The sequence below is a fragment of the uncultured Microbulbifer sp. genome (genome assembly GCF_947504145.1).
Classification (GTDB): domain Bacteria; phylum Pseudomonadota; class Gammaproteobacteria; order Pseudomonadales; family Cellvibrionaceae; genus Microbulbifer.
On sequence record NZ_CANNGQ010000002.1, the window covers coordinates 693637 to 706398 of the forward strand.

Annotated in this window: 12 protein-coding genes; 8 read left to right on the top strand and 4 right to left on the bottom strand. The window is 60.1% G+C overall.

The window, feature by feature from the left end:
* Nucleotides 1-8: 8 nt before the first annotated feature.
* Together Q1A74_RS09515 and Q1A74_RS09520 are read right to left on the bottom strand one after the other, a co-directional pair.
* Complete coding sequence (locus tag Q1A74_RS09515) at nt 9-884, bottom strand: glycosyltransferase family 2 protein (protein ID WP_299595093.1); 876 nt, start codon at nt 882-884, stop codon at nt 9-11.
* 44 nt (nt 885-928) lie between these two features.
* The gene (locus Q1A74_RS09520) at nt 929-1615 is read right to left on the bottom strand and encodes a hypothetical protein (RefSeq protein ID WP_299595095.1); all 687 of its coding nucleotides are present in this window, start codon (nt 1613-1615) and stop codon (nt 929-931) included.
* Between the two features lie 192 nt (nt 1616-1807).
* Here Q1A74_RS09520 and Q1A74_RS09525 point away from each other — a divergent pair, with 192 nt between their 5' ends.
* Nucleotides 1808-2707 (top strand): glycosyltransferase family A protein, encoded by a 900-nt coding sequence (locus Q1A74_RS09525; protein WP_299595097.1) that lies wholly within the window; start codon nt 1808-1810, stop codon nt 2705-2707.
* A gap of 144 nt (nt 2708-2851) precedes the next feature.
* On the top strand, nt 2852-3577 hold the full coding sequence (locus tag Q1A74_RS09530; RefSeq protein WP_299595099.1) for a 3-deoxy-D-manno-octulosonic acid kinase: 726 nt from the start codon (nt 2852-2854) through the stop codon (nt 3575-3577).
* Between the two features lie 15 nt (nt 3578-3592).
* Here Q1A74_RS09530 and Q1A74_RS09535 read toward each other — a convergent pair whose 3' ends face one another.
* Both Q1A74_RS09535 and Q1A74_RS09540 read right to left on the bottom strand, forming a co-directional pair.
* Entirely contained in the window at nt 3593-4621 is a 1029-nt protein-coding gene (locus tag Q1A74_RS09535; RefSeq protein WP_299595101.1) for an NAD-dependent epimerase, read from the bottom strand.
* Between the two features lie 170 nt (nt 4622-4791).
* Nucleotides 4792-6321 (bottom strand): TolC family outer membrane protein, encoded by a 1530-nt coding sequence (locus Q1A74_RS09540; RefSeq protein WP_299595103.1) that lies wholly within the window; start codon nt 6319-6321, stop codon nt 4792-4794.
* A gap of 448 nt (nt 6322-6769) precedes the next feature.
* Between Q1A74_RS09540 and Q1A74_RS09545 the strand changes: the two genes are divergently transcribed.
* The 6 genes from Q1A74_RS09545 (at nt 6770) to Q1A74_RS09570 (ending at nt 12504) form a co-directional block, all read left to right on the top strand.
* Nucleotides 6770-7480 (top strand): paraquat-inducible protein A, encoded by a 711-nt coding sequence (locus tag Q1A74_RS09545; RefSeq protein WP_299595105.1) that lies wholly within the window; start codon nt 6770-6772, stop codon nt 7478-7480.
* A gap of 137 nt (nt 7481-7617) precedes the next feature.
* Nucleotides 7618-8166, top strand: a complete 549-nt coding sequence (locus tag Q1A74_RS09550) for a paraquat-inducible protein A (protein WP_299595107.1) — start codon at nt 7618-7620, stop codon at nt 8164-8166.
* Nucleotides 8163-10523, top strand: coding sequence for an MlaD family protein (locus tag Q1A74_RS09555; protein WP_299595109.1), 2361 nt, complete (start codon nt 8163-8165; stop codon nt 10521-10523). Before Q1A74_RS09550 ends, Q1A74_RS09555 begins: the two co-directional genes overlap by 4 nt.
* A gap of 74 nt (nt 10524-10597) precedes the next feature.
* Nucleotides 10598-11161: a DUF4136 domain-containing protein gene (locus Q1A74_RS09560; protein ID WP_299595111.1), complete on the top strand. Its 564-nt coding sequence runs from the start codon at nt 10598-10600 to the stop codon at nt 11159-11161.
* 99 nt (nt 11162-11260) lie between these two features.
* On the top strand, nt 11261-11851 hold the full coding sequence (locus tag Q1A74_RS09565; protein ID WP_299595113.1) for a DUF4136 domain-containing protein: 591 nt from the start codon (nt 11261-11263) through the stop codon (nt 11849-11851).
* 26 nt (nt 11852-11877) lie between these two features.
* Nucleotides 11878-12504, top strand: a complete 627-nt coding sequence (locus Q1A74_RS09570; protein WP_299595115.1) for an NUDIX domain-containing protein — start codon at nt 11878-11880, stop codon at nt 12502-12504.
* The last annotated feature ends 258 nt before the right edge of the window (nt 12505-12762 follow it).

The window sequence follows — 12762 nt, forward strand, 5'->3', positions numbered from 1 at the left end:
ACAGGCCTTCAGGCCTGCGTCTGGCTGGTGTTGGTGTGGTCATCGGCGGCGTATCCGCTTTCGGTCAACTGGCGAATTCCCCGCGGGGTTTCCACAATGCCCTCTTTGGCAACGCGCACGCGCAGTGCCTTGTTGCGGGCGACAATTTCTGGATCTGCGTAGCCGCGGGGGTGGTCCAGGTGGATGCAGATCGCATCAAAGCGCACATGCCGCGGCTTGATACCGGCATTTTCCAGGCGCACGCCAAACTCGCGATCGAGCCCTCCCCAGGCCATGCGCTCATCGAAGCCATTGACCTTGAGGATGTCGGCCTTCCAGGCGGAGGCGTTGGAGCCCTTGAGGTTGCAGGCGGTGGGCGTGAGGCGATTGAGTACCGGCGCCCAGCGCGCGCTGGCGCGCAGTTTCAGGGTTTTGCGTCGGGTCTTCAGGCCATTGGCCTTGAGCCAGGTGTAGTCGAAGCAGCGGCCGGAGAGGATATCGTCCCGGGTGATCGATTCGCTGGTGCTCATGGGCAGCTTGAAGTAGCTGCCAGACAGAAAGTACCCGGGCTCCGCACGCTGCTTGTGCACCGCGAGAAAATCCGCCCGTGGGATGCAGTCGCCATCGGTGAAGACGATGTAGTTGCCGCGGGCCTGCAGTATGGCCTTGTTGAGGATGCGGCACTTGCGGAAGCCGTCGTCCTTCTGCCACACGTGGCGGATATCCAGCCCGGTTTCGCCGCGCAGGCGGGCGACCAGTTCGCCCGTTTCAGGGCCGGAGCCGTCGTCCGCCACAATTACCTCCAGTGGCGGTTCGCTCTGGCAGCTGTAGCCCCACAGCACCTTTTCCAGCCAGGCGGGAGAGTTGTAGGTGGTCATGATCACGGAGATTTTCATGGCGGTCATGGTGGGTAATTCCAGTGCAATCTAACGGTGTCAGAGTATGGCGATCAGAGCTGGTAGCCGTAGCGATTGGCGGCCAGTGTCAGTTCTTCGCGCAGGGTATCGGGCAACAGGTCCAGGGTGATGTCTTCGCGCTTCTGCCCGCGGGTATTCACATTCCGGGGCAGGCTGTTGAAGGTCTCTTGTACCTGGTCTTCACGGTAGCTGAATTCGACACTTTCCAGAATGTGCAACAGCAGAGGCAGGTCGAAATCTTCGATTCGGTACTGTAGATACGTCTTGCCCTCAGAGCACGATTCTACCAGCGCGTTCCAGTCGATCCAGAAGCGTGCCAACCAGGCTGCCTGCTGTTCCAGGGGCAGGGCGGCAAACTCCGCCTTGTTCATTTTGGGGATATGCGGCAGGTGGCGGCTGCGAAATCGGCCGTGAACCCAGCCTTTCTTCTGCCGCGAGCGGATGAATTCCAGCGGGTGGCGCACCTGGTGGAAAACCTGGGTGCTGTCGGCGAGGTGCGGCAGCCACGGAGCCGCCTCCCAGGCCGCCTCACCCACGGCGGAGGCTTTCCACTGTGGCTGGCGCAGGCCACTGCGGGCGAGGAGGCCCGCGATCGGCGACGGTTTGCTGCCGGTAAAGACCTGTTCGTGGGTGCACACACAGCCCAGCTGACTCAGCAGTCTGGCGGTGTAGGTGGTGCCGGATCGGCCACAGCCGGTGATGACAAAACGCTTGGTCATACAGGTCTCGAAGTCTACGCTGAGCCGAATCCATGGCGTAAAAACGGCGCATTCTAGGTTGTTTTTCCGGCGACTGCACCCCGGGTGTCCGCGAGTGTAAGCAGAATGGTGTGCCCCGGTAGTATGCGCTGCAAGCCGTCGTGGCATGGCGACTTCTGGTATGCTGCGCGAAATTTCTACGGATGTCGGGAAATGCACATTTTTGTTTTCTCCTATAACCGTGGCCCTTTTCTTGAGAACTGTATTCGTTCTATTGAAACCTGCGCGCCACAGTGTGGATTGACGATCATTGACGATGGCAGCGACGACGCAGATACGCGCCGGATACTGGCGGAAATCGGCGAGCGCCACCGGGTGTTGGATAAAACCGCGAACTCTGGCCACAAGCTCGGTGGGCTCTATGCCAACATGCAGGCGGCGTTTGAAATGGCCGCTGATGATGAGCTGGTCTGCTTCCTGCAGGACGATACCCAGATGGTGCGTCCGCTGAGCGATGCGGATCTGGATGAGCTGCGCAATAGTTTCGATCAGCAGCCGGATCTGGGCTTTATCTCTCCGGCGTTTGTCCGCGGTATCTCGATCAAAAAAGCCGCCAATCGGGATTTCCGGTTCGACGCCGAGCGCAATTTCTGGTTCTGGTACCCGCGCAAGCGCTCCACCGGCACCTGGTTTTCCGCTCTGCTGATTGCCGACCCGCGCCGTTTGCGCAAGGTGGGCTGGCAGTTTGATGTGGGGGAGTCGGTCAACAACCGCAAGGCGGCAGATATCTTCTGTCGAATGGCCCGCATGCGTGCACCGTTTTCCATGTGGTTGCCCAATGGGCGCGCTTATCGCGGCAAGCAAAAATCATTGGCGCTGCGTTTTGGTGAGTGGTCGCGCCGCTGCGGGCTTTATCCGCTGGCGATCATGAGCGAGCAGGAAGTGCAGGCACTGAAAACGGCGGAGCCCGCGCGTCTGCCGGTGGCCGAGGATTGCCTGAAAACCACCCGCGGTGCGATCAAATCGCCCTGGGCCTACGATCCCATGCAGGGTGCGGGCTGGCTCAAGCTGCTCGACCGGTTGGAGCGCAAGTTGCGCGGGCTGTTTTCCTGAGTTGGAGCCCGCTGCCGGATGCTGTGGGATCCTGCCGCCCGGCATTAAAATAAGAAATTTTGTAATTACTAAAATAGTACAACGACTAATCTGACGCTGGCTGTAAGTGTATTGGTGCAGCACCGTCTACTGAGGGGATTTCCGGTGGGGTATCGGCAATTCAAAAGCAAGCTCGCACGGGTCATCTATGACGATGCACTGGTGGGGGCCGATTGCGAGAAGCTCTTTCATCTGGACTGGCTGCAGGCCAACAGCCGCTGCGCCACGGTAGAGCGCGGCAAAGCAGTCATGTTTGAATACCGCGGTGTGGAACTGGTGTTCAAGCAGTACCACCGCGGTGGTCTCGCTGGACGGGTGGTGGAAAAATCCTATCTATACAGCCGCTTGGCCAATACCCGGGTATGGCGCGAGTTCAATATGTTGCGGGATATGCGCAAGCTGGGCCTGCCGGTGCCGCGGCCGGTGGCCGCGCGCTGTGTGAGTGTGCCACCGCTGGCTTACCGCGGCGCCCTCATTACCGAGCGGGTGGCGGATTCGCAGAATCTCACTGAGGTACTGTGTGAGCGCCCGCTCGACAATGAAATGTGGGAAAAACTGGGCGGTTTGATTGCACAGTTCCACGCAAAAAACGTGTACCACGCGGATCTCAATGCCAGCAATATCCTGCTGACCGGAAGCGGTGCGTTTTACCTGATCGATTTCGACAAGGGGGTGATTCGCAAATCCCTGCCCCGCCAGGATGCGCTGTCGAACGTATCCCGTCTGCGCCGTTCTCTGGACAAGCTGCAGGGCAAGCACAGCCCTTTCCATTTTACCGATGAAAACTGGCAGGCTCTGGAAAAGGGCTACTCCGCGGGTCAGTCAGCCTGAATCACGCCCCCGGGGTTACACGGAATAGTAATCTCGGTACCAGTCCACAAATTTTTGCACGCCTTCACGCACACTAGTATCCGGGCGGTAACCGACAGCCTGCTGGAGCTTCCGTGTATCGGCGTGGGTGTCCGGAATATCTCCCGGCTGCATCGGCAGCATTTCGCGAATCGCCTCTTTGCCCAGGGCTTGCTCCAGTGCGTCGATGTACTCGGAAAGCTGGGCGGGATTGCCGTTGCCGATATTGAACACACGAAACGGTGCATTGCTCGTGGCGGGGGTGGGCGCTGCACTGGACCATTCGGGATCCGCAGCCGCGATCTGATCGGATGACTTGATGACGCCCTCGACAATATCGTCGATGTAGGTGAAGTCGCGGCTGTGGTGTCCGTGGTTGAACACTGGAATCGGCTTGCCCTCGAGGATCAGGCGTGTGAATTTGAACAGCGCCATATCCGGGCGGCCCCAGGGGCCGTACACGGTAAAAAAACGCAGTCCGGTGGTGGGCAGCCGGAACAGGTGGCTGTAACTGTGGGCCATCAATTCGTTGGCGCGCTTAGTGGCGGCGTAGAACTGCAACGGGTGGTTGGCACCGTCGTCTTCACTGAACGGCATGGTGGTATTGCCGCCGTAGACACTGCTGGTGGTGGCGTAAGACAGGTGCGGGGTTTTGGCGTTGCGGCAGGCTTCGAGCAGATTGAAAAATCCGACCAGATTGCTCTCGACATAGGCCTCAGGGTGCTCGATAGAGTGGCGCACACCGGCCTGGGCGGCCAGGTGAATGACCCGGTCAAAATCGTGGCGTTTGAAGCAGTCATCGATCGCGCTTTTGTCGGCGATATTGGCGCGGACAAATTCATATCCCACCTCGCCGCCCTGCTGGCCGGCAAGTTCCGTCAGCGCTTTCAGGCGGTCCTCTTTTAGGCTGGTCTCGTAGTAGTCGTTGACGTTATCGATACCCACCACAGAATCGCCACGCTCGAGCAAGGTCTTCGCTACGTGGAAGCCGATAAATCCTGCATTGCCTGTTACCAGATACTTCATGCCAGTGTCTTCATGAATGTTGTCAGTTTGTAAAAGTCGGTGGTGGGGGTGACTGTCATTGTAGCCAGCCCACAAAAAAGGCCGGCACTATAGCAGTGCCGGCCTTTTATTTCTGCGCCCTGGGTCGGGTTCTTTCCTGCGCCAGGTGCATGCTCGGGGTTTGGGTCCTGCTATTTGCTGAAGCCCGCTGCGCCGCTGTCGAGGATGTGGGCACGGGAAACCGGGCTGGCCGGGTTCAGGCTCGCATCCAGCTGCTGCAGGTCATCCGGTGCCAGCAGGCCGGCTACCAGTTTCAGGTTCAGGGTGTTAAGGATGTAGTCGTACAGGGCATTGGCGTAGTCCGTGCGCGATAGTGCCAGGGTGCGCTGGGCCAGCAGCACGTCGACGATATTGCGGGTGCCCACCTCGTAACCGGCCTGGGTGGCATCCAGGGCGCTCTTGGCGGAGATCACCGCCTGCTCGCGTGCTTCCACCCGGCTGGTATCGGTGGTTACCGCCCGGTGCAGGGTGCGGGTATTCTGAATGGTGTTGCGTTCAGTCAGGTTGCGGATGTCTTCCGATTGGAATGCCAGATTGCGGGCTTCGCGACGGCTGGCACTCAGGCGGCCGCCACTGTAGATGGGCATCTCAAAGGTGATGGCTGCAATCTTTGTTTCCGTTTTGTCGTCAATCGGCGTGGCACTCAGGAACGGGGTAATACCAGGAAAGCGCAGTGTGCCGTTGCTGTCGCCATCGACGTACGACTTGTCATAGGCGAGAGACCCGTAGAGCTTCGGTAGATGCTCAGCCGCTGATGCGCGGGCGTTATAACGCGAGGCATCCGCAGAAAGACGCGCGGCCTTGAGGGAGAAATTATTGGCCAGGGCAAAGTCCACCCAGGAAGCGCGATCCACCGGGTCTGGCAGTGCCACGGTAAAGTTCGGTTGTAGCGGTGCCACCACGTCGTGATTGCGACCGGTAAGTACAGACAGGGCATCGAAATTGCTGAGCAGGTCGTCCTGCGCGGTAAGGCGGCGGGCTACGGCACTGTCGTAAGCTGAGCGGGAGTCGTACACGTCGGTAATGGCGGTGAGGCCCACTTCAAAGCGCTGTTGGGTCTGTTCCAGCTGCTTGGCCAGGGCCTCTTCTTCGGCGATGGCTGCGTCCAGTACGTCGTGCGCACGCAGTACGTCAAAGTAGGCTGCGGCAACACGTACCATCATGTCCTGCTGGTTGGCGCTGAATTCGGCTGTGGCCTGTTCGCTGATGGTTTTGCCCTGCTTGTAGCCGAACCAGGCCGGCAGGTCGAACAGCGCCTGGTCCAGCCGTGCGCCGTAGCCGTGGCTGTCTACGTCTCTGTCACCACTGGAAATACCGTTGACCAGGTCGATTTGATCGCACAGTCGGGTACCGTCTGGACAGGTCTGGGCGATGGATTCTGATTCGACGCGAGTTTTGGTGTAGTCGGCACTCGCGTTCACCTGCGGTAACAGGGCGGAACGACCAAGATTTTTGGCTTCCAGCCCGGCGCGGTAGGCGGCGCGGTCGGCGGCCAGCTGGGGGTCGTTATCCAGGGCCTGCAGGTACACTTCCCACAGGGTGTCGGCCTGAGCCTGGATGGCAGTGAAGCCGGTACCCAGCCCCAGTACGGCGGCGGCGAGCAGAGATTTGAGCGGGCGGCCGATCTGGCGGGTTAGGCGCCCTTTTGCACTTCTTGTCATTACTGTTGATTTCCTGTGACAGCTGCGGTCTTCAAGTTTCCGTGGCGTCGTCGATGATGGATGGCTACGCCCACTGCTTTCCTGTAAACCCCGCTTCCTTTGTATAAGGATCTGAAGCCAGTCTGTAATGTGCTCTGAAGGCGGTGCTGGCTTGGCCCGGTACAGTGCTCCGTGTTGTGGAGCCTGCCCCGTATCGATGACGGAGTTCGGGCCTGCGGTCGCGAGAGTGTACCTCCCGGCTGCAGGAGCGTCGAGGCGACGACCGGCGGAAATTGGTATATCTTCGTTAAACGGACGCGAATGTGCGTCCAGTGGCAAAAGGTTCCCGGCTGCCGGTCTGTGTGCTCTATATCGCGCCACTTCCCGGTTACTCTGACGCATCCGAGCGCGTTGCTGGATGCAGGTGGGGTGAGAAAAGCTCGGGATGATTAGCGAATTTGGAAGGGGCATGGGACAAGAATCCCCGCAGGGTGTCATTAGCAAAGTATCCGGACGGGACGACCCTCGTCACCGGACGTTGGCGTGGAAGCGCGCCTGCCACCAGTGCGACCTGTTGCTGACCCGCGCGCACGCGCCGATTGGGCAGCGGCTTTCCTGCCCCCGTTGCGGGGCCACCCTGCACCGCAATATGGATCGCAGTGTTGCGCATACCGCGGCCCTGAGCCTGAGCGGCCTGCTGCTGTTTATCCCTACCGCGACGCTTCCGCTGCTGGAGTTCTCCCTGTTTTCGTTCGGCGCGGAAAACACGTTGATGAACGGTGTTCAGGCGCTGTTTGCCGCCGGCTATATATGGTTGGCCTCCATCGTGCTGTTCTGCAGTGTGGTGGCGCCGCTGGGTAAGTTTCTGTTGCTGGCGTTTGTCAGCTGGGGCAGTGCGTGGTCGCGCATGGCGAAGCCGGTGGCCCGGGCCCTGCGCTGGTACCACCATCTACAGGAGTGGGGCATGCTGGATGTGTACATGCTCGGTATTTTGGTGGCGCTGGTAAAAATGTCCGATCTCGGCAAGATGTCGGTAGAGCCGGGGCTTTACTGTTTTGTGGCCATGATGGTGGTGTCCAGCGCTGCCTCTGTGTCGTTTGATGCGGAAACCATCTGGGCGCGTCTCGCCCGGCGCGCCGCGGATAATGACACTGCAGAAAATACGGAGGGCACCCAGTGAACCGTCCGGCGCGGGCTTTGTCTCAGGGGTTCTGGACCTGCCTTGGCTGCCGTCTGCTGGTGCGGGCGCCCAGGGCAAATTCATGCCTGTGCCCGCGCTGCGGCGCGCGTATACACGGGCGTGTCGAGAGCAGCATCATGCTGACCTGGGCACTGGTCATCACCGGAACCCTGCTGTTGATTCCCGCAAATGTGCTGCCGGTCATGACGGTCATCTATCTGGGCTCTGGCGACCCGAGTACTATTGTCGGCGGTGCGCTGGAGCTGTATCACAATGGCCTTTGGGGCATTGCGCTGATCGTGTTCGTGGCCAGTATTGCGGTGCCGGTGATGAAACTGGTGGGGCTGGTGCTCCTGTGCCTGATTGTGCAGCGGCGCTGGGATGTATCCCCGCGTCAGGCGATGCGGGTTTACCGGGTGGTGAATGCCATTGGCCGCTGGTCGCTGTTGGACCTGTTCATGATTTCGATCCTGGTAGCGCTGGTGGATATGGGCGCTATTGCCGAGGTCGCCGCCGGTGCCGGCAGTACCGCCTTTGCCACCGTGGTTGTGGTCACCATGTTTGCAGTGCGTGCGTTTGATCCGCGGCTGATCTGGGACGTCGTCGAAGAAAAACACATAGCCGAAGAAAAAATTGCCGCTGCCCAAGTGCGCGGGAAAGAAAACTCTCACAGGGAGAATGGATGAGCGAACCGCCATTGGAATACGACGCCCAGCCCGAAGGGGTGGCGCGCCGCAGTCGCGGTCTCTCGCTGGTCTGGCTGTTGCCATTGATAGCGGCGCTGATCGCTGTCTGGCTGCTGTACAAGGATTTCACCCAGGGAGACATTCGCGCCACCATTCTGTTTTCTACCGGCGATGGCCTGGTAAAGGGCAAAACCGCGGTGAAGTACTCCGGGGTGGAAATCGGTGTGGTGGAGGATTTCCGCCTGGTGCCCAATGCCAAAGAGCTCAACGGGCAAGACGGCGTGCTGGCCGAAGTCTCGTTCAACCGCAGTGCGGCTTACCTGCTGACCAAAGGCAGCAAGTTCTGGCTGGTCAAGCCGGAAGTGTCGCTCACCGGGGTACGCGGCCTGGAGACGCTGGTGTCCGGCAACTATATCGCCATCGAACCCGGCAGCGGTGCCTCACAAAAACACTTTGTCGCCGTGCCCGAACCTCCGGCCTATGTCCGCGGGGACGGCTTGCGGGTGACCCTCAAGGCGCCGCGCCTCGCCTCCCTGAGCCGTGGCTCGCCGGTGTATTTCCGCCAGCTGGAAGTGGGGCAGGTAGAAAGTTATCGCCTGGCAGCAGATGACAACGAGGTGGAAATCGACCTCTTCATCCGCCGCGAGTACGCGGACCTTGTGCACCGTGGCAGTCGTTTCTGGAATGCGTCCGGCGTGTCGATTCAGGGCAGTATCAGCGGAGTAAACGTCGAGCTTGAGTCCCTTGCCTCACTGATTGCCGGCGGGGTCAGTTTCTACACGCCGGCCTCCCAGAAGCACACGCCGAAGGCGGCGGATGGCAACACGTTCAAACTCTACAAAAGCTTCGCGGAGGCGGACGCCGGCATTCCGATTACCCTCAATTTCAATCGCGGCGTCAGCCTTACGGAAGGCTCTACCCAGGTGATTTACCAGGGGATCCGCGTGGGTGAGGTGAATTCAGTCAAGGCCAACCGCAATATTGACGGTATGGAAGTCGAAGTGCTGATGGACCCGATTACCGACGACCTGCTGACCGAAAATACCCGCTTCTGGCTGGCCCCTCCCACCCTGGATTTCACCTCCGGGGTCAACGACCTGCTGAAAGGCAATCGCATCGAAGTGGATCTCCGCTCCGGCGACCGCTCGGTGCGCACCTTCGAGGCGGCGAGTGCGCCACCGGCGCGGGACGCCCGTACCCCGGGCCTGCATCTGAAACTTACCGCGCGCAATACCGGCTCGATCCAGCGCGGCGCCTCGGTGTACTACCGCCAGATGGAAGTGGGTCGTGTGCAGGGCATGGAGCTGGATAGTGATGGTTCCCGGGTCACTGTCTATGTGGTGATTGAGCCTCAGTACGCGCACCTGGTGAACAGTGACAGCCGTTTCTGGAACGTCAGTGGTGTGCGTGCCAGTGCGAGCCTGCAAGGTATCGAGGTAGAAACCGATGCTCTGCTGTCGGTGGTGCGCGGGGGTATCGCCTTTGGCAGTGGCCCCCATCACAGCAAAAACGCCGCGCGCGCACGCACCGGCGACAGCTTCCGCTTGTACAGCAGCCGCGAAGACGCGCTGGAAGAAGGGGTTAACATCTACATTGACCTCACCGGTGATGAGGGCCTGAAAGAGGGCTCGCCACTGCGTTACCGGGGGATTCAGGTGGGGGAGATCACCCGCCTGCGTCTCAATTACGAACTGGATGGCGTGCGCGCCAGAGCACGCCTCTACCGCCGCGCGGAGCGCTTTGCCCGTACCGGCACCCGTATGTGGGTGGTGGGCCCGAAAATCGGCCTGGGCGGTGTGGATAACCTGGATACGCTGGTGACCGGGCCTTTTCTGGAGCTGGATCCGGGGCTCGGCAACGATCCGCAGACAGAGTTTGTCGCCCTCGCTGCCAAGCCTGAGCCGGATCTGGCGGATACCATGATGATGCCGGGGCTGGCGCTGATTCTGGACGCCCCGCGCCGGGGTTCCCTCAAGCGCGGCAGCCCGGTGTACTACCGCCAGGTGAAGGTCGGGCAGGTGACCGGCTATCAGCTGGGGGAACTGGCGGACCGGGTTTACATCTATGTTTATATAGAGCCCGAATATCGCACCCTGGTGCGGGAGCACAGCAAATTCTGGAACGCCAGTGGCCTGGATGTGAATTTTGGTGTGATGACCGGGTTGGACGTGCATACCGAGTCGGCGCAGTCACTGCTGGCGGGCGGCATCGCCTTCGCCACACCCGACAATTCGGAGATGGGCCTTGAAGTCGAGTCCGGCAGCCACTACCCACTGTATGGACAGCCCGAAGATGAGTGGCTGCTGTGGAGCCCGAAAATCGAACTGTATCCAGCGCTGGAAGACAATTTTAAATAGGCCGGTTTTCCGCCTGTGCGGTCGGGATATCGAACAAATCTCATACAAGACTCAGACGAGAAAAGGAAAAACGGATGCGTATTACAATAAACAGCCTGCTTGCGGGGCTGCTAGCGGTGGTTGGCCTCACTGGCTGTGGCACCCCGACCCAGATCGAACGGATCGAATCGCGTACGCCCGCGGTTAGTTTTCAGACCTATGCCTGGGGAACTGAAGTGCTGACCGGTGACACCGGTGCACCGGCACAGCTGGTGGAGCTCGATACCGAGTTGCGCCGCACGGTGGGTGCGTTGATGCAGTCCCGCGGCTACCATCAGGTGCAAAGTGTGGACAGTGCGCAGATGGTGGTGGAATATCAGATCGCGGTGATCGAAGAAGAGTTTGCCAGCGAAGAAGAGAACGAAAGCTGGGATGCCCAGTTCGACAGCAACGCCCAGCGCGGTGTTGTGGAGTTGCCGGACCGCAGTGGTGCGCCGCGGGTGACGCTTTCCGTGGGTATCGGCCCGCATAATGCCATGCCCATCTGGGGCGGAAGCGCGACCAAGCTGATGGCGCGCCCGGAAGACAAAAACGAGCGTCAGCGTATTCTCAACCGGGCAGTGAGCGATTTGCTCAAGGACCTGCCGCCGGCCAGCTGATGGCTTAGTGTCGGTATTGCACGTCGATCGTCAACAGAATAATTTTTTCATTCCAGTTCGGCAGGGACGCCGGGACTCTCAACCTCAACAGGAGAGCACATGGCTTCACTGCCTCGTATTTTTACCCATCGCCTGAACAGAATCTTTTCTGTCTTTGCCCTCGGGCTTGCCCTGGCCCTGGGGCTCGGTGGCTGTGCCACTCCCGATCGGGTCGCCGTGGATTACGACCCAGCCTTCAAATTCGCCAACCTGCGCAGCTACTACCTGTTGGATACCCTGGCCAATGGCCCGGTTTCACCATTTGAGAGTAAACGCGCTAACCAGGCAGTGAACGACGTATTGAGCGGTAGTTACCAGCCCGCGGCCAGCCGCGAAGAGGCAGATTTCCTGGTGCGCGTGCAGTTGTTCAGCAGCGACAAGGTGGCCGTGTATGAAGACCCCTTCAGTATTTACGGCGGCTACCGCTATTTTGGTTTCGGCTGGCGAGCGCCGCTGCGGGTGCGTGAGTATCGCGAGTCTTCCCTGATCGTTGACGTCATGTCGCCCGAAGAGGCTCCCCTGTGGCGCGGCAGCATGCCGTCGGTGGCGAGTCGTTACGATGATCCCCGGGAGCAGCTTTTCCGTCTGCGGGAAGAAGCCGGAATGATCCTGGCCAAGTTCCCGCCCTACAACGATGTCGGTTTCGACTGATCGTTTGATGCTGTGGAGTGGACCCCGTGACTGAACACAAGGATCTCAAACCGCAATTTACCCGCGGTGCGGTAGATGTCATTTCCCGTCAGATCAAATACGACGGCTTCTTCCAGATTCACAAGCTGCGCCTGCGCCACCGCCTTTACCGCGGTGGCTGGAGCGGAGATATGGAGCGGGAACTGTTTGTGCGCGGCAATGCGGTGGGGGTGCTGTTGTACGACCCGGAGCACCAGCTGGTGGCGCTCACCGAGCAGTTCCGGATCGGTGCGCTGGAGCGCGCGAGCGGCCCCTGGTGCCTCGAAGTCGTTGCCGGCATGGTGGAGGAGGGCGAGTCCCTCGAGGACGTTGCCCACCGCGAGCTGCAGGAAGAGGCGGGGCTGGAAGTGGCTGAGCTGCACTTTATCCGCAGCTACCTGCCGAGTCCTGGCGGCGCCAGTGAGCGTATGCACCTGTTCTGCGCCTGTGCCGATCTCAGTGGCGTCGAAGGCTATTTCGGGCTGGCCGATGAGCACGAAGACATCCGCTTGCGGGTGTTTGCGCTGGACACGGTACTGGAAGCGGTTGCCAGCGGTGACAGCGCCATCGACAACGCCGCCAGTATCATCAGCCTGCAGTGGTTGCAGCTTAACCGTGACCGCCTGAGAGGCTGACCTGATCCTGGCCTGCCGGGAAACCAGCAGTACTCCGTGAGAGTATTCAGTCATTTACCGGACGTTGCGTGCCGATAGGCACAGACAAATGGCAATTCCCCCCAGGGGCTGCCAAGGTTAAAGGTATTCCCGCGCCGCTTACGCAATTCAGTCGCGCAGGGTGTATAAAAACTGTCCATCGACGCCGTAATTCCCTCCCCACTCCCGGTGATACGGGCAATTTGAGAGATGAATCACGGCGCGGACTCAACAGGAGTG